14 protein-coding genes and 1 pseudogene are annotated in these 23,231 nt (G+C 59.4%); 4 read left to right on the top strand and 11 right to left on the bottom strand.

Going from position 1 to position 23,231, the window contains the following annotated elements:
- The 3 genes from MRS74_RS22285 to MRS74_RS22275 form a co-directional block, all read right to left on the bottom strand.
- On the bottom strand, positions 1-896 hold an 896-nt coding region (locus MRS74_RS22285; protein WP_254582491.1), incomplete at its 3' end, for a TRAP transporter large permease.
- A gap of 5 nt (positions 897-901) precedes the next feature.
- Positions 902-1,432 carry a TRAP transporter small permease subunit gene (locus MRS74_RS22280; RefSeq protein ID WP_254582490.1) on the bottom strand — a complete coding sequence of 177 codons (531 nt, stop codon included), beginning with the start codon at positions 1,430-1,432 and terminating at the stop codon, positions 902-904.
- A 74-nt stretch (positions 1,433-1,506) separates the two neighbouring features.
- Positions 1,507-2,595 (bottom strand): TRAP transporter substrate-binding protein, encoded by a 1,089-nt coding sequence (locus MRS74_RS22275; RefSeq protein ID WP_254582489.1) that lies wholly within the window; start codon positions 2,593-2,595, stop codon positions 1,507-1,509.
- 367 nt (positions 2,596-2,962) lie between these two features.
- On the opposite strand from MRS74_RS22275, the gene pdhR reads away from it, so the two are divergent.
- The 3 genes from pdhR (at position 2,963) to aceF (ending at position 8,742) form a co-directional block, all read left to right on the top strand.
- Positions 2,963-3,724 (top strand): pyruvate dehydrogenase complex transcriptional repressor PdhR, encoded by a 762-nt coding sequence (gene pdhR / locus MRS74_RS22270; RefSeq protein WP_254582488.1) that lies wholly within the window; start codon positions 2,963-2,965, stop codon positions 3,722-3,724.
- A 311-nt stretch (positions 3,725-4,035) separates the two neighbouring features.
- On the top strand, positions 4,036-6,711 hold the full coding sequence (gene aceE, locus MRS74_RS22265) for a pyruvate dehydrogenase (acetyl-transferring), homodimeric type (RefSeq protein ID WP_254582487.1): 2,676 nt from the start codon (positions 4,036-4,038) through the stop codon (positions 6,709-6,711).
- Positions 6,712-6,759: 48 nt separating this feature from the next.
- Positions 6,760-8,742 carry a dihydrolipoyllysine-residue acetyltransferase gene (gene aceF / locus MRS74_RS22260; RefSeq protein ID WP_254582486.1) on the top strand — a complete coding sequence of 661 codons (1,983 nt, stop codon included), beginning with the start codon at positions 6,760-6,762 and terminating at the stop codon, positions 8,740-8,742.
- Positions 8,743-9,138: 396 nt separating this feature from the next.
- Here aceF and MRS74_RS22255 read toward each other — a convergent pair.
- Positions 9,139-10,149, bottom strand: a pseudogene (locus tag MRS74_RS22255) (UDP-glucose dehydrogenase family protein); the annotation flags it as partial.
- Positions 10,150-10,336: 187 nt separating this feature from the next.
- Between MRS74_RS22255 and MRS74_RS22250 the strand changes: the two are divergent.
- Complete coding sequence (locus tag MRS74_RS22250) at positions 10,337-11,350, top strand: NAD-dependent epimerase (protein WP_254582485.1); 1,014 nt, start codon at positions 10,337-10,339, stop codon at positions 11,348-11,350.
- A 68-nt stretch (positions 11,351-11,418) separates the two neighbouring features.
- Here the strand turns inward: MRS74_RS22250 and galU are convergent, their stop codons facing one another.
- The 7 genes from galU to MRS74_RS22215 all read right to left on the bottom strand — a co-directional run bounded on the left by galU (position 11,419) and on the right by MRS74_RS22215 (position 22,425).
- Positions 11,419-12,327 carry a UTP--glucose-1-phosphate uridylyltransferase GalU gene (galU, locus tag MRS74_RS22245; RefSeq protein WP_254582484.1) on the bottom strand — a complete coding sequence of 303 codons (909 nt, stop codon included), beginning with the start codon at positions 12,325-12,327 and terminating at the stop codon, positions 11,419-11,421.
- Between the two features lie 82 nt (positions 12,328-12,409).
- A complete protein-coding gene (gene efpL, locus MRS74_RS22240; RefSeq protein ID WP_254582483.1) occupies positions 12,410-12,976 on the bottom strand; it encodes an elongation factor P-like protein EfpL in 567 nt (188 codons plus the stop codon).
- A 146-nt stretch (positions 12,977-13,122) separates the two neighbouring features.
- Entirely contained in the window at positions 13,123-14,013 is an 891-nt protein-coding gene (locus tag MRS74_RS22235) for a transglutaminase family protein (RefSeq protein ID WP_254582482.1), read from the bottom strand.
- On the bottom strand, positions 14,010-16,586 hold the full coding sequence (locus tag MRS74_RS22230; RefSeq protein WP_254582481.1) for a circularly permuted type 2 ATP-grasp protein: 2,577 nt from the start codon (positions 16,584-16,586) through the stop codon (positions 14,010-14,012). Before MRS74_RS22230 ends, MRS74_RS22235 begins: the two co-directional genes overlap by 4 nt.
- Before the next feature lie 84 nt (positions 16,587-16,670).
- Complete coding sequence (locus MRS74_RS22225) at positions 16,671-20,036, bottom strand: transglutaminase family protein (RefSeq protein ID WP_254582480.1); 3,366 nt, start codon at positions 20,034-20,036, stop codon at positions 16,671-16,673.
- A gap of 8 nt (positions 20,037-20,044) precedes the next feature.
- Positions 20,045-20,974: an alpha-E domain-containing protein gene (locus MRS74_RS22220; RefSeq protein ID WP_254582479.1), complete on the bottom strand. Its 930-nt coding sequence runs from the start codon at positions 20,972-20,974 to the stop codon at positions 20,045-20,047.
- Positions 20,971-22,425, bottom strand: a complete 1,455-nt coding sequence (locus MRS74_RS22215; protein ID WP_254582478.1) for a circularly permuted type 2 ATP-grasp protein — start codon at positions 22,423-22,425, stop codon at positions 20,971-20,973. Before MRS74_RS22215 ends, MRS74_RS22220 begins: the two co-directional genes overlap by 4 nt.
- Positions 22,426-23,231 lie beyond the last annotated feature (806 nt).

Here is a 23,231-nt window from a genome sequence, read left to right as displayed (position 1 = left end):
TAGGCGGTGGTATTGGTGGTGCCCTTGACCACATCCTTGAGCACCTTGACGCTGAACTTGCGGTTGTAGGCCGCCAGCAGGGTGGCGCCCAGCGCACCGACGCCTGAGGCTTCGGTCGGGGTGGCGATGCCGCCAAAGATCGAGCCCAGCACCACAAAGATCAGCAGCAGGGTCGGCAATACCGCCCGCAGCACGTTGAAGACAATGGGCCAGGTCACGGGTTTGGCATCCACCGGTACGGGCGCTGCCTGGGGCTTGATCAGGCCGTAGATCAGGATATAAACGATATAGAGACCGCCGAGCATCAGACCCGGGATCACCGCCCCCATGAACAGATCACCCACCGACAGCGCCAGCTGGTCGGCCATGATCACCAGCATGATGCTGGGCGGAATCAAGATACCCAGGGTGCCGGCCGAGGCGATGGTGCCCAGCGCCAGCGGCATGGCGTACCCCTGCTTGGTCATGGCCGGCAGCGACATCACCGCCAGCAGCACCACCGAGGCGCCGATAATGCCGGTGGAGGCCGCCAGGATGATGCCGATGGCGGTGACGGTAATCGCCAGGCCGCCGCGCACCCGGCCAAACAGTTCCTGCATGGAGTGCATCAGGCGCTCGGCCACGCCGGACTTGTCGAGCATGATGCCCATGAAGATAAACATCGGCAGCGCCACCAGGATCCAGTTGTCCATGATCTTGTAGAGGCGGTTCACCACCAGACCCAGGGTCAGGTAGTCGAGCCCGGTAATGGTATCGAAATAGGTGTCGGCCAGCTGGCCGATAAAGGCGAACAGTATGCCCAGGCCACCCAGCACCCAGGCGACCGGAAAGCCGGTAAACAGCAGCGCGATAAAGGACAGAAACATCGCGATAACAAGAATTTCATTGATATCCATTTTTCTTATTCCCCCCGCAGCAGCAGTACAGTTTCACGATAGAGGCGCGACAGCACCGCCAGCGCCAGCAGCGCAAAACTGACCGGAATCACGGCCTTGATCAGCCAGCGCCAGGGCAGGCCCGAGGGGGCCGAGGAGCTTTCGTTGATACGGTAGGAGTCGTACAGAAAATCCAGGCTGTGCAGGAAAATAACCGCGATAAAGGGCAACAGCAGGCACAGGATGCCAAGGATTTCGATCAGCCGCTTGCTGCGGGTTTTGAAACTGCTGTGGAACAAATCAACGCGGATATGGGCATCGGTGGTCTGGGCATAGGACAGGCCAAACATCACGCCGATCGCATAGAGGTGCCATTGCAGTTCTTCCAGCGCGATCAGGCCATGGGAGAAGCCCTTGCGCAACGTCACCTGCAGGATGATCACCAGTACCAGCAGCACATAGCTCCAGCCAATGGTGAGCGTAACGCGCTGAATCAGGCGGTCGATGCAATCCGCCAGGGCGACAGTGTCCGTAGAGGGGGTGTCTTTGTGAGTCACCGGGAACGACCTTCAAGTTCAGGATAAGGACGGGAGGCGTAAAAAGGCCGGGGCATGGCGCCCCGGCGGTGCTCTTACTCGGGGCGGCTGCGCGGCAGGAAGGCGTTGGCTTCCCACAGATCGTAGCCGGTGCGGAAGGTGCTCAGGTCATCCCAGACCTTCTTGAAGAAGGGATCTTCAGCGGACTTCTCGATCGCCACCTCATCCCATTTGCTCTTGAAGGTATCCAGCATGGTCTGGTTCCAGTAGCGGATATGCACGCCATCTTCCTGGGCCTTGGCCATCACCGGGAACTGCATGGCCTCGCCTTCGGCCACCGAGTTGGTCATGGATGCCATGCAGGTGGTCTCGATCGTGGCCTGCTGGCCTTCGCTCATGCCGTTCCAGCTGTCCTTGTTGATCAAAAGCTCGAAGATGGTGGCCTGCTGATGCCAGCCCGGAAAGTAGTTGTACTTGACGATCTTGCTCAGCCCCAGGCGCTGATCGATGGCCGGCTGGGAGAACTCGGTGGCATCGATGGCGCCTTTCTCCAGCGCACCGAAGATCTCACCGCCCGGCAGCTGAACTGTACCTACACCGAGTTTCTCCATCACCGAGGCACCCAGGCCGAAGAAACGCATGTTCAGGCCCTGCAGGTCTTCCGGCTTTTCGATCGGCTTGGCGAACCAGCCCGAGGTTTCCGGAGACAGGATGGCGCAGGGCAGCACCTTGACGTTAAAGCCGGCGCTGTCGTACATCTCCTGGTACAGGCTCATGCCGTTACCGTAATACAGCCAGGCCATGTACTCACCCGCTTCAGGGCCAAAGGGCACGGCGGAGAACAGCGCTGCGGCGGGGATCTTGCCCTGCCAGTAACCGGCGGTGGCATAGCCTGAGTTCACCTTGCCGGACGATACCGCATCGAGGATCTCCGGCGGGCTGACCAGCTTGCCAGGCTCATAGACCTTCATGCGGATATTGCCGTCGCTGACCTTGTCGAGCCGCTCTGCGACCCAGGTAATGGTGGTGCCAAGCGCCGGCAGGTTGGTCCCAAATGCAATGGGGGTTTTCAGCAGCACTTTGTCGGCGGCCAGTGCCAGGGGGCTGGCGACCATGAAGGCGCTGCCGGTGAAGATGGCGCTGATGACGGCAGCGGACATGAGGCTTTTGGAAAATTTCTTCATGAAGTGTCCTCGGGCTGGAGCTGATTATTTTTGTTGGAATTCGGTACTTTCGCATACGACCGGGGGGGCTCAAAGCCTAAATTGGTCTTACCAATTTACCTCGGTAGTGTTGCTACTGTATTTTTTATGTACAGTGCTTGTCAACATTTTCACCACTAAAAAGAAATCTCCCGTATTTGTTAACGCTGCAGGCGAGGGTCTTGATATCAACGACTTGATAAGGTAGAAAACTGGTATTACCAATTTTTGCATCGGCCTGTGCTTATTCGTTGAGTTACAACTATAGGCGCCCAGTTAAAAAGCGCCGTAACATGGCGGTTTTATTAGGGTTTTATCATGGTTTTTGTGCAGCGGGGAGTGGATTAAGGTGGCCTATCAGCGGGTAAAACAACCCAAAATTTCCGATGTCATAGTGCAGCAGATGGAGGAAATGATTCTTGAGGGTACGCTTAAGCCGGGTCAGAAGCTGCTGCCCGAGCGGGAGCTGGCCAGGCAGTTTGATGTTTCACGTCCATCACTGCGTGAAGCGGTGCAGAAACTGGCGGCCCGTGGTCTGCTGGTGAGCCGCCAGGGCGGCGGCACCTATGTTTCCGAAGAGCTGGGCGCTTCGTTTTCCGATCCGTTGCTTGAGTTGTTCAAGACGCATCCGGAAGCGCAGTATGATCTGCTGGAGTTCCGCCACGCCCTTGAAGGTGTATCGGCCTACTATGCGGCGCTGCGCAGTACCGCCGCCGATCGGGAAGAGATTCAGACGCGCTATGATGAGCTGCAGCGCTTTCACCTTAGCAAGGAGTTCAGCAAGGAGGTGGACGCTGATGTTGAGTTCCATCTCGCCATCGCTGCGGCGACCCACAACATGGTGCTGTTGCACATGATGCGTGCGCTCTTCAGCCTGTTGCGCCAACACATTACCGATAACCTGCTGAACATTTACCCCAGGCCCGGTTACCGGGAGAAAATCCATGACCAGCACCGAGTGCTGATGACTGCTATCCTTGCCGGTGAGCCGGACAACGCGCGTAAGGCCGCCCACCATCATATCGCCTACGTCGAAGAGGCGCTGCTGGAGGGAGAACGGGAAAATACCCGTCAGGAACGTGCGCTGCGCCGGGCCAATGCCGGTGTTTGACGGTATTTTTTGAGGCGCGACGTCGCAATTTCACGACGTTGGATTGTAACGCGGGTTGGTACTGGAGCCCGCAGTCGCAGCAAGCCTGCCAGAGCTGAGGAAGCGCCTATTTTAGTTCGGTATTATTACTACAAAAATGCAGTCTTTGGACGGTTTTGTTGCCATCAATATCCAATATGTGCATAATAATGACGCCATTTTGTAGTAATACTACAAGATAATAAGAACGAGAAGATGGTAGGGCGCGGGAGAGCCTGAACAACAGGCTGTTCCGTCTTAACGCTTACGTGGGATTGACTGCTCGAATAAGAATGAGTGGAGAAAGCAAAGTGCAAGAATTCGTTGAAGATATTGATCCGATAGAAACCCATGAATGGTTGGATGCACTGGAGTCTGTTGCCAAAAGCGACGGCGATGATCGTGCACGGTTTATTCTCAAGCAGCTGGGGCGCAAGGCCGCTGATATCGGCGTAGGTAGCGTCGGTGCCACTACGACCCCATACCGCAACACTATAGCCCCCAAAGACGAAAGTCGCATGCCGGGCGATTTGTTTGTTGAGCGTCGTATCCGTTCCTTTATTCGCTGGAACGCGATGGCGATGGTCATGCGCGCCAACGATAACAAGGAAGGTCTGGGGGGTCACATCTCCAGCTTCTCGTCGTCCGCCACGCTGTACGATATTGGCTTTAACTACTTTTTCCGCGGCAATGAAGGCGAGCAGGATGCCGACATGGTGTTTTTCCAGGGGCATATTTCCCCCGGTATTTACGCCCGCGCCTACCTTGAAGGTCGTCTGACCGAAGAACAGCTAGACAACTTCCGTCGCGAAGTGGACGGCAACGGTCTGTCGTCCTATCCCCACCCCTGGCTGATGCCGGACTTCTGGCAGTTCCCGACCGTGTCCATGGGTCTGGGGCCGATCCAGGCGATCTACCAGGCGCACGTGATGCGCTACCTGTCTGCCCGCAGCCTGATCAATCGCGGTGATCGCAAGATCTGGGCTTTCCTGGGCGACGGTGAGTGTGACGAGCCGGAAACTTTGGGTGCCATCTCCCTGGCTGGCCGTGAACAGCTCGAAAACCTGATCTTCGTTATCAACTGCAACCTGCAGCGCCTCGACGGCCCGGTTCGCGGTAATGGCAAGATTGTGCAGGAGCTCGAAGGCATCTTCCGCGGCGCCGGCTGGAACGTGGTCAAGTGCCTCTGGGGCCGCCACTGGGATCCGCTGCTGGAGAAAGATACGACTGGCCTGCTGCAAAAGCGCATGGACGAAGTCTGTGACGGCGAGCTGCAGAACTACAAGGCCAACGGCGGTGCCTATACCCGCGAGCATTTCTTCGGCAAGTACCCGGAACTGCTCGAGATGGTGAAGGACATGTCCGATCAGGACATCATGAACCTGAACCGCGGTGGTCATGACCCGTACAAGGTCTATGCCGCTTACCAGGCTGCCTATCAGCACAAGGGGCAGCCCACCGTTATCCTGGCGCAGACCGTCAAGGGCTACGGTACTGGTACTTCCGGCCAGGCGAAGAACGATACCCACTCCATCAAGAAAGTTGCGATGGACGACCTCAGGGCCTTCCGCGACAACTTCAATATTCCGTTGACCGATGAACAGCTGACTGACGTTCCGTATTACCGTCCGTCGCCGGATTCCGCGGAAATGAAGTACATGTTCGAGCGCCGCAAGCAGCTCGGTGGTTTCTATCCGACCCGCCGTACTGAGTTTGAAGTGCTGGAAACGCCGCCGCTTGAGGCTTTCGCCAGCCAGTTGAAATCCAGCGGTGAGCGTGAGCTCTCGACGCAGATGGGCCTGAACCGTGTGCTGAACGTATTGGTCAAGGACAAGCAGATTGGCAACCGTATAGTGCCGATCGTTCCGGACGAAGCCCGTACCTTTGGTATGGAAGGCATGTTCCGTCAGCTGGGTATCTACACCTCGGCTGGCCAGCGTTATGTACCGCATGACTCTGACCAGATCATGTTCTACAAGGAATCCAAGACCGGTCAGGTGCTGGAAGAGGGTATCAACGAAGCTGGCGCATTCTCTGCCTGGCTGGCCTGTGCCACCTCTTACAGCAACAACAACTGCCCGATGGTGCCGTTCTACATCTTCTACTCGATGTTCGGTTTCCAGCGCGTCATGGATCTGATCTGGGCGGCCGGCGACAGCCAGGCGCGTGGTTTCCTGATCGGCGCAACCTCCGGTCGTACCACCCTGAACGGCGAAGGCCTGCAGCACCAGGATGGTCACAGCCACCTGATGGCGCAGATGATCCCGAACTGCGTCAGCTATGATCCGACCTACGCCTATGAAGTCTCTGTCATCGTCCAGGACGGCCTTGAGCGCATGTACAAGAAGCAGGAAAACCGCTTCTACTACATCACCACGATGAACGAGAACTACAGCCATCCGGAAATGCCGGTGGGTGCGGAAGAGGGCATCATCAAGGGCATGTACCTGCTTGAAGAAGGCAAGAAAGCCGACCTCAAGGTACAGCTCATGGGCTGTGGCACCATCCTGCGTGAAGTGCGTGAAGCGGCGGTGATACTGCGTGAAGAGTTCGGCATCGAAGCCGACGTCTGGAGCACCACCTCGATCAACGAACTGCGCCGTGAGGCTCAGGCGACTGATCGCTGGAACATGATGCACCCGACCGACGAGCCGCGCGTTCCGTACGTGACCGAGTGCCTGAAGGACCGTCAAGGTCCGGTTATCGCCTCGACCGATTACATGCGCATGTTTGCCGACCAGCTGCGCGAGTTTATTCCGCACCGCTACAAGGTGCTGGGTACCGATGGTTTCGGCCGTTCCGATACGCGTACCAAGCTGCGTGAGTTCTTCGAAGTTAACCGTTACTACGTCGTTCTGGCTGCGCTCAAGGCGCTGCAGGAAGAAGGCAAGGTGCCTGCAACCGATGTTGCCAAGGCGATGCAGAAGTTCAATCTGAACCCGGAAAAACCGGCGCCCTGGACCGTTTAAGGCTCCTGTGAACTTCGTAACGGTTGAGAATTAGTAGAGGACATTATCGTGAGCACAATCACAATTAGCGTTCCAGACCTCAGTGGCGCCTCGGATGTCGATGTTGTTGAGGTACTGGTCAAGGTGGGCGATGTTATCGCCGAGGGCGACAGCCTGATTGCCGTTGAGACCGACAAGGCCTCAATGGAAGTACCGTCCACCCATGGCGGTACGGTCAAGGAAGTGATTATCAAGGAAGGCGGCACCTGCAACGAAGGTGACCAGATTCTGGTTCTGGAAACGGGCGCGGCAGCGGCCCCTGAAGCTCCTGCAGCAGCGGCTCCTGCAGCCGCTGCCCCTGCGGCGGCTCCGGCCCCCGCGGCGGCAACACCTGCCGCGGCTCCGGCTGCTGCAAGCGTTGAAGAGGTCCGGGTACCGGATCTCAGCGGTGCCACCGATGTTGACGTGGTTGAAGTCCTGGTCAAGGCCGGTGACGTCATTGCCGAGGGCGACAGCCTGATCGCGGTGGAAACCGACAAGGCCTCCATGGAAGTGCCGGCCCCGATGGGTGGCACGGTCAAGGAGGTCAAGATTGTGGCCGGTGGCACCTGCAATGAAGGTGACCTGATCCTGACGCTGGAGGTCGCGGGCAGTGCATCGCCGGCGACCGAGGCTCCGGCTTCGGCTCCGGCCGCTGCACCCGCGGCCGCCGCTCCTGCGCCTGTCGCGGCAGCTCCGGCTGTAGCCGGTGGTATCGAAGAAGTTCGGGTGCCGGACCTCAGCGGTGCGACCGATGTGGACGTGGTTGAAGTCCTGGTCAAGGTCGGCGATGTCATTGCTGAGGGCGACAGCCTGATCGCAGTGGAAACCGACAAGGCCTCGATGGAAGTGCCGGCGCCCAAGGGTGGTACCGTCAAGTCCGTCAGCATCAGTGCCGGTGGTACCTGTAACGAAGGTGATCTGATCATCACGCTGGAAGTGGCCGGTAGTGCCGCTGTCGCGGCGCCTGTTGCTGCGGCCGCTCCGGCTCCGGCTGCGGCACCTGCGGCACCTGCGGCTCCCGCACCTGCTGCACCTGCCAAGGCGGCAGCGGGCGCGACGGTTAACCAGGCACTGGAACAGAAGAACCGTGCCGTGCACGCAGGCCCGGCCGTTCGCGCCATTGCCCGCGAGTTCGGGGTTGATCTGTCGCTGGTTACAGGCTCTGGCCGTCGTGGTCGTGTCGTCAAGGAAGACGTACAAAACTACGTCAAGACATCGCTCAAGGCGCTGGCCGAGAAGCCTGCTGCTACTGGTGGTGGTGTTACCTCCGGCTCCGGTATTCCGGCCGTCCCTGCGATCGATTTCAGCCAGTTTGGCGAGATCGAAATGCAGAAGATGAGCAAGATTGCCAAGGTGACGGCGGCGAACATGACCCGTTGCTGGCTCAACGTGCCGCACGTGACCCAGTTCGACAAGGCGGACATCTCCGACCTGGAAGCCTTCCGCAAGGAAATGAAGGATGCCGCAGCGAAAGAGGGCGTCAAGCTCACGCCGCTGCCGTTCATCATCAAGGCGGTGGCTCAGGCGCTGAAGGAGAACCCCAAGTTCAACGCCTCACTGCACGCCGATGGCGAGCACATAGTGCTGAAGAAATACATCAACGTCGGTCTGGCGGTGGATACGCCGAACGGCCTGATGGTGCCGGTAATCAAGGATGCGGACAAGAAGTCCATCTACGAACTGTCCCGGGAGGCGAACGAGCTGGCTGGCAAGGCCAAGGATCGCAAGCTGAAACCCAACGAGATGCAGGGCTGCTGCTTTACCATCTCGAGCCTGGGTGGCATTGGCGGTACCGGCTTTACGCCGATCGTGCCGGCGCCGGAAGTTGGCATCCTGGGTGTATCCAAGGCCGACATCGAGCCGCGCTGGAATGGCAAGGAATTCGAGCCGCGCCTGATGCTGCCGCTGTGTCTGTCCTATGACCACCGGGCAATTAATGGTGGGGATGCAGGACGCTTCCTGACCTATCTGAACAGTCTGCTGAGCGATATCCGTCGCTTGGTGCTGTAGCACTTTGGAAAGACCCACTTCCAAAACCTTGGCGTCAGGGCCCTGCTAGGGGTCCTGATTTTTTACCGGTGTGCGCTATGGCCGGGCAAGGCGCAGGACGAGGGTGTTGCAAGTCTGCACGCTGATGTACTTGATAGATGTAATAAAAAGGCCACTCAACTGAGTGGCCTTTTTTATACATGGATGTATTTATCCTGCGGGTGCAGGGATGCACAGGAGCAGGGTTTATACATGGATGTATTTTGGCATTTTTTGCTCCTGCAAAAATGCCATTTCCGCCATCCTTGGCGGTCATCCTGCGGGTGCATTGGCCGTTTTTTGCTCCCGGCAAAAACGGCATTCAAGCCATCCCTGGCGCTTGTGCACATGACTACAGGGATGTAGGAGGTAGAACGGCGCAGGCGCCCCGCGCATATCGTCGGTATTGGGCTTGAATGCCAGACCCCAGATGGCGATGCGCTTGCCACTCAGGTCCCTGTCCGGCCCTGCTGCAGTTTGTGGAACAGGGTCTGTTTCTGCTGCTGGTTGACTCGTTCCACGGCGTTAAGCAAGGGTGTGTCGTGGCCGACATCCAGCGCCGTGCGCGTGAGCGCTTTGACGTCCCTGGGGAAGCAGCAGCCGCCATAGCCGCAGCCGGGGTAGATAAAGTGATAGCCAATGCGCGGATCCGAGCCGATACCCTGGCGTACCTGTTCTATGTCGACCCCCAGGCGCTCGGCCAGCTGGGCCAGCTCGTTCATGAAACTGATCTTGGTGGCGAGCATGGCGTTGGCGGCATACTTGGTCAGCTCGGCGGCGCGCAGATCCATGAACATCAGTTTGTCGCGGTTGCGGTTATAGGGGCCTTAGCACTCGCGCATCAGGCCACGCACCCGCTCGCTGTCGGTGCCGATGACGATGCGGGCCGCCTTGGTGAAGTCCTCGATGGCCGCGCCTTCCTTGAGAAACTCAGGGTTGGAACAGACATCAAACTCGGGGCGGGTCTGGCGTGCGGACAATACACTGCGGATTTCCTCGCGTACCCGGTCTGCGGTACCCGCGGGGACGGCGGACCTGTCGACCACCACCTAGTAGTCGGTTATGTGGCTGCCGATGCTACGGGCCACCGTCAGCACGTGATGCAGATCCGCGGAACCGATCGTCATCGGGCGGCATGCCCACGGCAATAAACTGCAGCTGGCCCTGGGCGACACCGCGTGCCGAGGTGCTGAACTGCAGCCGGCCTTCGCTGTGGTTGTGCTTGAGCATGGGCTCAAGGCCGGGCTCGTATATCGGCAGGCGCCCCTGATTCAGGTCATCGATCTTGGCCTGATCGACATCAATACACAGAATATCATGGCCAACGTCCGCCAGGCAGGTGTCCTTGATCAGACCAGCATAGTTACTGCCAAATACCGTGATTTTCATAGCTTACAGAGATGTTCTGAAGACTAGCGCTAGTGTGGGCTGATGCTCAGAGTCTGCCGGCTTTTGATGACAGTTTCTTTTTGCAGGGTAGCGGGCTTAAGGGCCGGGAGCTGTTAGTGTTATAGTGCGCGTTCAAGGACAGGGGCAAGGGTGCTTCTGCTGCATGGGTTGAGTCAAGGGTAGGCAGATGAAGGTTCTCATCACCGGAGTTGCGGGTTTTATCGGGTTCCATGTGGCCAGGCGCCTGCTGTTGGAAGGCTGCCAGGTACTGGGGCTGGACAGTCTGAACGACTACTATGATCCGGCGCTTAAGCAGGCGCGTCTCGCGCTGCTGAGGCCCCAGGCGGGTTTTCGCTTTGTGGGCGTGGATCTGGCGGACAGGTCTGGGATGGAGGCGCTCTTTGCTGCTCAGCGCTTTGATCGGGTTATTCATCTAGCGGCCCAGGCGGGTGTGCGCTATTCGCTGGAAAACCCCCATGCGTATATGGATGCAAATCTGGCGGGCTTGCTGAATGTGCTCGAAGGCTGCAGGGCTCAGCAGGTGGCGCATCTGGTCTATGCCTCGTCGAGCTCGGTCTACGGGCTCAATACCCAGGTTCCCTTTGCCGAGTCGGATGCGGTTGATCATCCGGTGTCGCTTTACGCCGCCACCAAGAAGTCCGGCGAGCTGCTGGCGCATTCTTATTCCCACCTCTATGGTCTGCCTGCCACCGGGCTGCGCTTTTTTACCGTTTACGGTCCCTGGGGGCGCCCGGATATGGCGCCGATCAAGTTTGCCCGCGCCATCAGCGCCGGCGAGGCGATTGATGTCTACAACCAGGGGGACATGAGCCGTGACTTCACCTACATCGATGATATCGTCGAGGGTGTGGTGCAGGTGCTGGATCAGATTCCCGCAGTGCAGCCCGGCTGGACGCCGGAGCAGGGCAGTCGTGGGCAGAGCTCGGCGCCGTACCGGATCTTCAACATAGGTGCGGGTCAGCCGGTGGGGCTGCTGGATTTTATCCGGACACTGGAGCTTGCCCTGGGGATGGAGGCGCGCAAGAATTTCCTGCCCATGCAACCTGGCGATGTAGCGCGTACCTGGGCTTCAACCGAAGCGCTGCACCATCAGACCGGGTTTAGCCCGACGGTGGGGCTGGAGGAGGGTGTCGGCAAGTTCGTTGACTGGTACCGGGCCTATTATGGCCCGTCGGTCTGAAGAGAGTATGACAGCATTTAAAAAGGGGTTGCGTGCAGAGCACGCAACCCCTTTTCAGTCAGACAGGGTCAGGCCTGATCCAGCTCGTCGAGCTGCTGCTTGAGAAATTCTCGCAGCTGCGGGCCTGTGTGTGGGCTTTGCAGGCCGTAGACCATGTTGGCCTGCAGGTAGCCCAGCTTGTTGCCGCAGTCATAGGACTTGCCCTCCATATGGTAGGCCTCCATCGGCGTTTCCTTGAGCAATGCGGCCATGGCGTCGGTCAGCTGGATTTCACCGCCGGCACCGCGCGGGGTGTTTTTGAGCAGCTGCATAATGCGCGCCGGCAGTATATAGCGGCCCACGATCGCCAGGTTTGACGGCGCCGTGCCCGGGGCCGGCTTTTCCACCATGCCCTGAATCGGGTGCGCATCACCGCCCTGCAGGACTGCGCCCGCGCAATCGACAATGCCGTAGCGCTCGGCGTGTTCGTACGGCACCGGCTCCACCATGATCTGCGGATGCTCATTGCGGCTGAAGGCGGCCATCATGCCGGCCATGTCGACGTGGCCGCTATCCGCGGTGCGGTTGTTGATCAGTACGTCCGGCAGCATGACCGCGAAGGGTTCGTCGCCGATAATACCGGCGGCGCAGAGTACCGCGTGGCCAAGGCCCTGGGCACTGGGCTGACGTACCGAGATGATTTCCACTTCAGGCGGCTGGATGTTGCGTACAGACGCAAGTTCGGCGATCTTGCCCTTGATTTCTAGCTGGGCTTCGAGCTCGTAGTGAGCATCGAAGTGGTTTTCAATGGCTTCCTTGCCGGAGCGCGTCACCAGAATAATCTTGGTAATGCCTGCGGCTATGGCTTCTTCCACCACACGCTGGATGACCGGCTTGTCGCCGACCGGCAGCATTTCCTTGGGGATAGCCTTGCTGGCGGGCAAAACGCGGGTGCCGAGTCCGGCAACGGGGATTATGGCTTTGGTCACTTTACGCATCGGTGATGAGGCTCCCTGGGGTTTCATTTTCCTGGTCGGATAACACGGCGTTATCCGGCGCGGTTGCTTCTAGTAGGCAATATCAGGCGCGGGTCATGAACTTCCCTGTCTCAGTATTGATCTTGATCTTCTCGCCCTGCTTGATGTATTCCGGTACCTGCAGCTCAAGTCCGTTGGTCATTATGGCAGGTTTGGTACGGCCGGTGGCGCTTGCCGCCTGCATGCCGGGCACGCACTCGGCCACTTCCATAATAACGGTGGCGGGCAATTCGATGGTGACGATATCGCCTTCGATCAGCAGCGCAACTATGCCTTCAAGCCCGTCACTCAGAAACGGCAGTTGGCCTTCGATGCTGCTGCCGTTGAGGTAGTACTGGCTGTAGTCTTCGGCGTCCATGAAGGTGAAGAGGTCGTCTTCGCGGTACAGGTAGGAAACCTTGCGCCGCTCCAGCGAAACGTTCTTGACCAGATCGTCGCCGGTGAAGGTGACCTCGTGCTTGCCGCCTTCAGGCAGCAGGTTGAAACGAATCTTGTACAGGGTGCTGGCGCCACGGGAGGTGGGGTTGCGCACATCGACCTGTTGCACCACATAGACATGCCCATTGAGCTCGACAACATGGCCCCGCTTGAGTTCGGATGCTTTGGGCATCGGATAAAACCTCGTGATCACAAATTGAGGGACTGGCGGGCCGACCGCGTTGCGGATGGCGCTCTGCTACAGGCCCCGGGGTTCGCATTTTAGGAGAAAACCGCCGCAGCGCGATACTGATTTAAGCCCAGGCAGGTGAATTCGCGTCACCCCTCCAGGCGCTGTACGTCCACCGCGACCCGGGGCGCCTGGGGTTTGCCGCCGTCAAACAGCACGCCGCGCAGCGGCGCGACATCGGAGTAGTCCCGGCCCCAGGCCGTGGTGATGTGCTGCTCGGCCGGCATGTTGTCGTTGGTGGGGTCGAACTCGAACCAGCCTTCTTCCGGCGAATAGAGCGAGAACCAGGCGTGGGAGGCGTCCGACCCCACCATTTTCACCTGTCCTGGCGGCGGCAGGGTTTCGAGATAACCGCTGACATAGCGCGCAGGATAACCCAGCGCCCGCAGGCAGCCGATGGCCAGGTGGGCAAAGTCCTGGCAGACGCCACGGCGGTGCTGCAGCACATCGGACAGTGGTGTTGCCACTGTGGTGAAGGTCGGGTCGTAGGTGAAGTCGGTAAAAATGCGGTGCGTCAAATCGCGGGCGGCCGAGAGCAGCGGCCGGTCGGGGGTGAAGGAGGGCGCTGCATAGTCGCGCAGTGCATCCATGGCCTTGATCATCGGCGAGTCGAGCACGAACTCGCGTGCCACCAGGGTGGATTTGCTCTGGTTGGTCTTCAGCGCCTCCAGTGCCTGGGCGCAGGTACTGCCCAGGTCCAGGTTCAGCTCGGGGCTGGCGCGGCCCTCGTCAATGCGAATGTCGCTGGTAATCTCGACCGACAGTTTGCGATGGGGCACCTCTATGGAAAAGTGCACTATGTTGTTGCCGAAGTAGTCCTTGCGCTTGCGGCTGTAGGCCGGCATGGGGCTGATCTGCAGCTTGCTGCTCAGGCAGTTCTGATAGCTGGTATTGCGTGGCTGCAGATGGGCCAAGTTGTAGCACAGGCTGACCGGCTGCTGGTATTCGTACTCGGTCAGATGTCGGATGCGGTAGATCATAGTTCGCCATTCCACCCGGTGTTCACCAGCTGCTGAGGGCCGCCGGTGTGATCGAAGAAGTCTTCACTCACCGCCACGGCGGTTTCGTTCAGACGCTGCTGTACTTGCTGCAGCAGCTTGTCGAGCTGGACGCGGCTTTGCAGTTTTTCATCCACTGCGGCCAGGGTGCGCATGTCGGCCAGGCGCACCGCCGCAGAGATTTCCAGTACCAGGCGCTGATTGCGCGGCAGTTCCGGCCCCTTGCCGCGATTGGGCAGCTCGCTCAGGTCCTTGAACAGCTTGTCGAGCTGATAGATCAGGGAGCGCGGATTACTGCGATCAATCAGTAGCAGGCCCAGGCCACTGATAATATTGGTTTCAGCCCGGAAGCGACGGCGGTAGGTGTTCAGGGCTTCGGTCGACAGCAGTGCTGACTCCAGTGCCAGCGGCTCGCTGGGGTCGACATTGACCGGCACCAGCAGGTGACGCAGAAGTGAGGCCACCTGTTGGGCTTTTTCAAGCCGGCGGCCGATCTGCAGGAAGCGCCAGCCCAGGCCGCGGAACATGCTGTCCTGATAGAGGCCGCTCAGGGCCAGCAGGGCAGAGATCAGCGGGTCCAGAGTTTCTTCCGGCGCCGATGCCATGCCGCGGGCCACGGCGTTTTCCAGGCCGTTCAGCTCATCGCGTATGTCGTTGATAATGCGCTGAATATCGGCCGAGAGCAGTTCCTTGACCTCCTCGGCGCAGTTGAGCATGGCAATCAGTGACGCCTTGACGCTGCCGGTACGCTGGGCATCGCTGATCACCGACAGCAGTTCCGGTTCTGGCTTGCGCAGCAGCTCCAGATTGTCCTTGGTGAAGCCCGGCAGAGTCAGAGTCACCTCGGAGACCGCCCGCAGCAACAGCCGTTCGGCGCCCTTGGGCAGAATGACTGCGCTGTTGAGCTGGACAAACACGGTGCGCAGTACACGGATGGCGGCGTCGGCGCGCTCGGAATAACGCCCCATCCAGAACAGGTTTTCCACCATGCGGCTTGGCAGGGTGGTGTACTGATGGATCTGGCTGAGGCTTTCGCCGCCAGGACCGGCCTGCAGGGTCAGCTGTTTTTCCGGCTCCGAGGCCAGTACCCAGGTGTCCTTGCTGAGGGAGCCGAGCTGGTTGGAAATCAGGCGACTGTCGTTAGCGATGCCCACCCGGGTCATGCCGCCTGGCATTACCGAATAGGAGCCTTCGCCGGCGACCGAGAAACTGCGCAGCACCGAGGGACGCGAGTGCATGGCGCCCTTGTGCCAGCTGGGTGCCGAGGAGGGGGCTGCGTATTCCTGCGCCGTATAGTGCAGCGGATTAAGCCGGATACGCTCAATCAGCTGCTGACGTTCACCGGCAGGCAGATCGCAGCCAAAGATACTGAACTCGCCGGCACGGCGCGCACAGCGCTTGATGACCAGTTTGTCGATATTGGCCAGCACATGGGCAAGATCGTTGGAGTCGCCGCACCAGTATGTCTTGACCGAGGCCAGCTGCAGTTCGTGTCCGAGGAAAAACTGACTGATTTGCGGCATGTATTTCAGCAGCGCGGTGTTTTCCAGTACGCCGCTGCCCATGGGGTTGGCCACCACGACCCGGCCCGAGCGCACCACTTCCAGCAGCCCCGGCACGCCGAGGCGCGAATCGCTCTTGAGCTCGACCGGATCGCAGAAGCTGTCGTCGACGCGCCGCAGTATGATATCCACCCGGATGAGGCCATCGAGGGATTTCATCCAGACGTAGCCGTTGCGTACCGTCAGGTCGCCGCCCTGGACCAGGGGGTAGCCCAGGTAGTTGGCCAGGTAGGTGTGTTCGAAGTAGGTCTCGCTGTAGGCACCGGGCGTCAGTATGACGATGCTGGGCAGCTCGCCACCGGCCAGGTTGCCCGGCGGGGCGAGACGCGTCAGGGTGTGGCGCAAGGTGGTAAAGAACAGCGACAGCCGGTGTACGTGGCTGTCGCGGAACAGGCTTGGGAAAACGCGCCGCATGACGGTGCGGTTTTCCAGGGCATAGCCCGCCCCGCTAGGCGTCTGGGTACGGTCACCGATGATGACCATGTTGCCGTCGGCACCGCGCACCATATCGGCGCTGTGCAGGATCAGCTGATGGTCGCCCTGCAGCTTGATGTCCTGGCAGGGGCGCAGAAAGCCGCTGTGGCTGTAGATCAGCTCTGCCGGCAGTATGCCGCAGCGCAGCAGCTCACGGGGGCCGTAGATATCCTTGAGCAGCAGATCGAGCAGTTCGGCACGCTCGCTCAGGCCTGTTTCGATCTGGCTCCATTCTTCACTGCCGATCAGCAGTGGCACCGGATCCAGCCCCCAGGTGTGACTGGCCAGGGATGCGCTGGACAGCATATAGGTGGCGCCGTCATCCCGCAGGATGCGTTCGGCCTTGCGCTGGCGATCATTCAGGGCGTCGGGGCCCAGAACATTCAGGCTGTCCAGTAAGTACTCCCAGTGGCTGCGCATGCTGCCATCGGGAGCGTAAACCTCATCCATGAGCCCCGCAGGACGCGGGTAAACCAGGGCATTGCCCTGGTCTGATTGTTGCTGTTGGGAAAAGCTCATTCGGCGTGAACCTGTCTCGTCGAGAGGTGTTGTCAGGAAGGTTCAGCATAGTATACCCGAGACCGGGGGCCTGCGGTCGTCAGCCTATGGCTGACGGCGCAGATCCAGGGTGTGGGGATACTCGTTGGTGGGCTCTTCCGGAGGAGGTGCCATCGGGTGCGGTGCTTTCTGGTGAGGAAAGAAATCGCGAATGGCATCAAATTGCGACAGCGGCTCCTGGGGCCCAGGCGTATGGCCAAATTCCCAGAAGCGGTTGACCCGCCGGGCTTCGGCTTCAAAGCCGTTGACCGGGAAGCTGTCGTAGCTGCGCCCGCCCGGATGGCGCACATGGTAGGTGCAGCCGCCGATGGACTGGCCGTTCCAGGTATCGATCAGATCGAATACCAGGGGGGCATGCACGCCTATGGTGGGGTGCAGTGCCGACGGTGGCTGCCAGGCACGGTAGCGCACGCCGGCAACATACTCGCCCTTGCGGCCGGTGTTGCGCAGCGGTACACGACGCCCATTGCAGGCCAGCACGTAGCGGCCTTCGGTCAGGCCGTTAACTTTGACCTGCAGGCGCTCCAGCGACGAGTCGACATAGCGGGAGGTGCCAAAGCTGCTGATTTCCTCGCCCAGCACATGCCAGGGTTCGATGGCCCAGCGCAGCTCCAGGTTGATATCGTCGATGTTCACGCGGCCATAGTGCGGGTAGCGGAACTCTTCGAATGGCGCCAGCCAGGAGAGCTGGAACGGGCAGCCATGCTGCTGCAAATCCTTTACCACGTCCTGTACATCGGCCCAGGTGTAGTGCGGCAGCATGAAGCGGTCGTGCAGCTCGGTGCCCCAGCGTACCAGCGGCTTGTGGTACGGCTCTTTCCAGAAGCGTACCAGCAGGGCGCGTATAAGCAGTGCCTGCACCAGCGCCATGCGCGGATGGGGTGGCATTTCAAAGCCGCGGAATTCCAGGATGCCCAGGCGCCCGGTGGCGCTGCCGGGGGCATAGAGCTTGTCGATGCAGAATTCCGAACGGTGGGTATTGCCGGTGATGTCGACCAGCAGGTTGCGCATCAGACGGTCGATCAGCCAGGGCTGATCGACCAGTCCTTCCGGCATCTGCTGGAAGGCAATCTCGAGTTCATAGAGTGCCTCATCGCGGCCCTCGTCGACTCGGGGAGCCTGGCTGGTGGGGCCGATAAACATGCCGGAAAACAGGTACGACAGGCTGGGGTGATGCTGCCAGTAGGTCACCAGGCTGCGCAGTATATCCGGCCTGCGCAGCAGCGGGCTGTCCTTGGGCGTGGCGCCGCCCAGGGTGATATGGTTGCCGCCGCCGGTGCCGCTGTGGCGGCCATCCACCATAAAAGACTCGGTGCCAAGGCGGGCCTGATGTGCCTCCTCATAGAGGGTGGTCATGTTGTCGGTCAGTTCGCGCCAGTTATTGGCCGGGTGAATATTGACCTCGATAACGCCGGGATCCGGCGTGACCAGCAGGCGCAGCAGGCGGGCGTCTTTGGGCGGTTCATAACCTTCAAGCACCACCGGCAGTTCGAGTTCGGCTGCGGTGCGCTCAATGGCGCTGATCAGCAGAACATAGGACTCCAGTGCATTGATCGGCGGCAGGAACAGGTGCAGGCGACCATTGCGCGCTTCCACGCACAGCGCCGTGTGCAGCACCTTGCTGGCGGCTGTTGCGCCCTTGGTGCTGGCGGGCTCCGGTGCGGCCTTCATGCTGGACTGGGCATGGCCTGCGGAAAAGCGGTTGATGTCGTAGACAGTGCTTTTCAGCGGCGGATGTTCGGCAAAGGGATCGGGGTCGGGTTCAATCTCGCGCTCTTCCTTGCTCACCCAGGGCAGGGAGTTGAGCGGCAGGCGAAAGCCCAGCGGGGCATCGCCCGGGATCAGCACCAGGGCACCGCGTCGCATCTCCCAGCTGCAGCTGCGCCAGCGCTCGCCCAGATCATCCCGGCCCAGCGGCAGCACATAGCCCGTGGCCGTATTCAGGCCACGTTGCAGCAGCCTGGCAAGGCGCTGGCGTTCGAGGTCGTCCGACAGGTCTGCCTTGAGCGGGTCAAGGTTGGCAGGTAGTTGTTGTTCCCGGTCGAGGTAATGCAGTGCATCCTCGTAGGCCGGGTGTATGTGCTTGTCCGATACGTCAAGGTTGGCGCACAGGCGCCCGATAAAGCGCTCGGCATCTTCCAGTTTGTGCCCCAGATCCTGATCGACCCGTGCCAGCAGTTTGGGATTGTGCCACAGCGGCTCGCCGTCCTGGCGCCAGAAACAGCCCAGCGCCCAGCGCGGTGTTTCCTCGCCCGGGTACCATTTGCCCTGGCCGTAATGCAGCACGGCACCGGGTGCGAAACGATCACGCAGACGCAGCAGCAGCGTTTTGGCGAGGCGCAGCTTGTCGGCCCCAAGGGCTTCAGTGTTCCACTGCGCGGACTCCATATCATCGACGGAGACGAAGGTCGGCTCGCCGCCCATGGTCAGGCGGACGTCCAGCGCATCCAGATCCGCGTCTACGGCCTCGCCCAGGGCCTGGATTTCCTGCCACTGCTCCTCGGCGTAGGGTTTGGTGACCCGCGGGTCTTCATGGATGCGATAAACCTTGTTGCTGTACTCGAATTCGACTTCGCACTCGTCCATGGCACCACTGATGGGGGCGGCGGAGGCCGGGTCCGGGGTGCAGGCGAGGGGAATATGTCCTTCGCCGGTCATCAGGCCCGAGGTGGGATCCAGGCCGATCCAGCCGGCACCCGGGATATAGATTTCGCACCAGGCGTGCAGGTCGGTGAAGTCAGCTTCAGGGCCGCTGGGACCGTCGAGGGATTTTACGTCCGAGCTGAGCTGAATCAGGTAGCCGGAGGCAAAGCGCGCAGCCAGCCCGAGGCTGCGCAGGATCTGCACCATCAGCCAGGCGCTGTCGCGGCATGAGCCCTTTTTCAGCTCCAGGGTTTCCTGGCAGCTCTGAATGCCGGCTTCAAAGCGCAGGCCGTAGCTAATGTCCTGTTGCAGGCGCTGATTGAGCGACACCATAAAGTCGTTGATCGGCATCTTCTCCCGCGGTACCGATGCAACCCATTCCTGCAGCAGCGGGCTGTCGGGTTCGGTGCATTCGAGGTAGGGCGCCAGTTCCTTCTGCTGGCTTTCGTCGTACTCGAACGGGAAATGCTCGGCATACTTTTCGACGAAGAAGTCGAACGGATTGATCACCGTCATGTCGGCGATGACTTCAACTTCTATGCACAGCTCAGTGGTCTTTTCCGGGAACACCAGCCGGGCCAGAAAGTTGCCGAACGGATCCTGCTGCCAATTGATAAAGTGGTTTTCCGGTGTGACCTTGAGCGAATAGCTGTGAATCTGGGTTCTTGAATGGGCCGCTGGCCTTAGGCGCAACACATGGGGCGCCAGGTTCACGTGACGGTCAAACTTGTATCGCGTCAGGTGGTGAATCTTGGTCCGAATAGTCATCTTGACCCCTAGTCGTGAGCAAACCAGTTGCTTGCAATATTGTTATGGGCCTCGGCCAGCACTAATTGCTGATCGTTCAGGTAGTCACGGAAATCAGGACTCATGCAATAGCCGTCCCTGATGTCATGTTTTGGTAGCTGTGGCTTGATGGATGAGTAGCGCTTGCCGGCGCTGGGCAGCCTGGCGGTGGCGGAGCTGATCTGGTCGAGGCAGAAACTCACGGAGCGCGGGAAGTGTTCGTCACCGAGCAGAAAGTGCGCCACATCGGTGCCGTTGACCGCTGTGCGCATGGTGCGACGGTAGGCCATGTAGGCACTGCCGGAGCGCAGTACGTTGCCCCATACAATCTGCGGCAGGTTGGTGGTGTCGTTGTCCTCCGACAGCTGCAGCACGGCGGCGCCGGCGTCCAGCAGGCGGGTGGTCATGTCGGCGCGCTCCAGATTGCAGCCCAGGCGCATGAAGTGCCAGGCCGCATCGCGGCTCATGGTGCCGAGCAGCAGGCCGTTGATGCCCTGGCAGCCCTCGATGATGCCGTTAAGAAAGGCATGGCGGCCGTTGCGGTTGATGCCCTGCTGTATATCGTTGCGGGCGAACAGCAGCAGTTCGTTGACCAGCTCCCAGGCTTCGGCCGGCAGCACGTCGCGGGCCGTGCGGATGTTTTCACGCAGCATGGTGAGGGACGACAGCATGGAGCTGGGGTTGGTGTCGTCGGCGAGGGTGAATTTCACCACATTACGCTCGTCCTGTACCTTGTAGCGCTCAAAAAACAGCTCGGTACCGCTGTTGATGATGACCAGGTTGAACCAGCCGATATTCACGCTGCGGGGCAGGTCGAACAGCAGGTTGTCGTAGACGCTGACCAGGCGTGCGGTATTTTCGACGCGCTCCAGATAGCGCGCCGCCCAGTAAATTCTTTCAGCTACACGGGACAGCATCATTTGGCCTCCGTATCAACGATCCAGGTATCCTTGCTGCCGCCACCCTGGGATGAATTCACCACCAGGGAGCCCTTTTTCATGGCCACGCGGGTCAGCCCGCCGGTGGTCACATAGACGTCCTTGCCCTGCAGAATAAAGGGGCGCAGATCGAGATGGCGCGGCTCAAGCTTGTTGTTGTCCACCAGGGTGGGCGCGGTTGAGAGCGCCAGGGTGGGCTGGGCGATATAGTTACGCGGGTTGGACTTGATCAGTTCGGCAAATTTGGCCTGATCCTTCTTGGTGGAGTGGGGGCCGACCAGCATGCCATAACCGCCGGATTCGTTGGCCGGCTTGACCACCAGCTTGTCCAGGTTCTCCAGCACGTAGGCGCGGTCTTCGTCGTTCTCGCACAGGAAGGTCTTTACGTTGCGCAGCAGCGGTTCCTCATCGAGGTAATACTTGATGAGCTGCGGTACATAGGCGTAGATGACCTTGTCATCGGCAACGCCTGCGCCTGGTGCATTGGCCAGCGCCACGTTACCGGCTTTCCAGGCGCGCATCAGGCCAGGCACGCCCAGCACTGAATCCTTGTCAAAGACTTCGGGATCAAGGAAGAGATCGTCGATGCGGCGGTAGATTACATCCACCCGGGTCAGACCGTCGATGGTGCGCATGAATACCAGGTCATCTTCATTGACCACCAGGTCGCTGCCCTCTACCAGTTCTGCGCCCATCTGCTGGGCCAGAAAGGCGTGCTCAAAGTAGGCCGAGTTGAAGATGCCGGGGGTCAGAACCACTATTTCGGGTTGTTTGACCTGGCGCGGTGACAGGGCGGCCAGGGTATCGAACAGCTTCGCCGGATAGTCATCAATCGGCATGATATTGTCGTTTTCGAACAGCTCCGGCAGTACCCGTTTGGTGATGGCGCGGTTTTCCAGCATGTAGGACACGCCCGAGGGCACCCGCAGGTTGTCTTCCAGTACATAGAATTCGCCATCGCCATCGCGCACCAGGTCGGTGCCGCAGATATGGGCCCAGACGCCATGGGGCGGCGTTACGCCGACACACTCGGGGCGAAAGTTGACGGAATTCTCGATCAGGTGGCGGGGAATGATGCCATCATTGATTACATTCTGATCGTGGTACAGGTCGTTGATGAACATGTTCAGTGCACGCAGGCGCTGTTTCAGTCCGGCGGCGGTCTTGTCCCATTGCTTGCGGGAAATGGTTCGGGGGATAAGGTCAAAGGGCCAGGCCCTGTCTATGTTTCCTTCTTCGGTATAAACGGTAAAGCTGACTCCCATTTCCTGGATGGTCGCCTCGGCCATAAGGCGACGTTTCTCAAGCTCTTCTTCATCTAGGCTGGCCAGGTAGTTGGCCAGCTTGCGCGCCGGTGCTCGGGCGTTGCCGGGGGAACTGATTAATTCATCAAAGAAACCACCGCTGTCGTACTGCTTCCAATCTATGCTCATGACTGAGGCCTTTTTAGATACTCTTCCTAATTACAGTGATCGCACCAAAATAGGGCATTGGTCTTTATTATAGGTTTGAAATATGCCCGTTTTGGTGATTACCAGCAGAATGCGTTGATTAATTCGATAATTAGCAACCTGCGAATAAATCAAATCGTCCGCACTAGAATTAATAAGCAATTTATGGGCCAGAATACGTCTTGTATATCGCGAGAGAGGGGCTGCCATAGGTCTGGGTTGGCAGATCGCTGAAGTTGCCGGAATCGTGCTCTTGCCATTCAATGTTGCTCATGAATGCGGCCCTCCGTTTAATATCATCCGTGTATGTTCACCAAGGCGGGGCAGGCTTGGTTTTCTTTAGTGAATTAGTCTGCCTTATTTTTAAGAGCTCTGGCAGTGGGAAGAGGGAAAAAATCTCGGAAGGGTTATAACCTGTGCGTCTGAACCGGCTGATTTGGGTTCTGAATATGAAGAAATAGAGGGCGTTGTCGGGTCTGTTGCGATGGGTGCAGCGTTTATTTGTGCTGATTATGAGGTGCGCAGCTGAAGGCTGGTCGCTGTCGGCAGGTTTTACAAAAATGTGGCGGCTGATGTGGTGCTGAATCAGCGGTGCTGAATCGGGTGCTGTATCAGTGAGGGAGTCTGGGTCGCGAGCTGCAACTGCATCTGGTGATTACCGCATGGCAGGCCGGGTATTGTCCAACTGAGGCGGTGACTCGGTCTGTTTGATAAGCGGATGATTCGATCAGATTTGGTCGGGGTAACAGGATTTGAACCTACGACCCCTGCCTCCCGAAGACAGTGCT

Source organism: Marinobacterium sedimentorum (genome assembly GCF_024267675.1).
Lineage (GTDB): Bacteria > Pseudomonadota > Gammaproteobacteria > Pseudomonadales > Balneatricaceae > Marinobacterium_A > Marinobacterium_A sedimentorum.
This window is presented reverse-complemented; position numbering and strand designations above follow the sequence as displayed.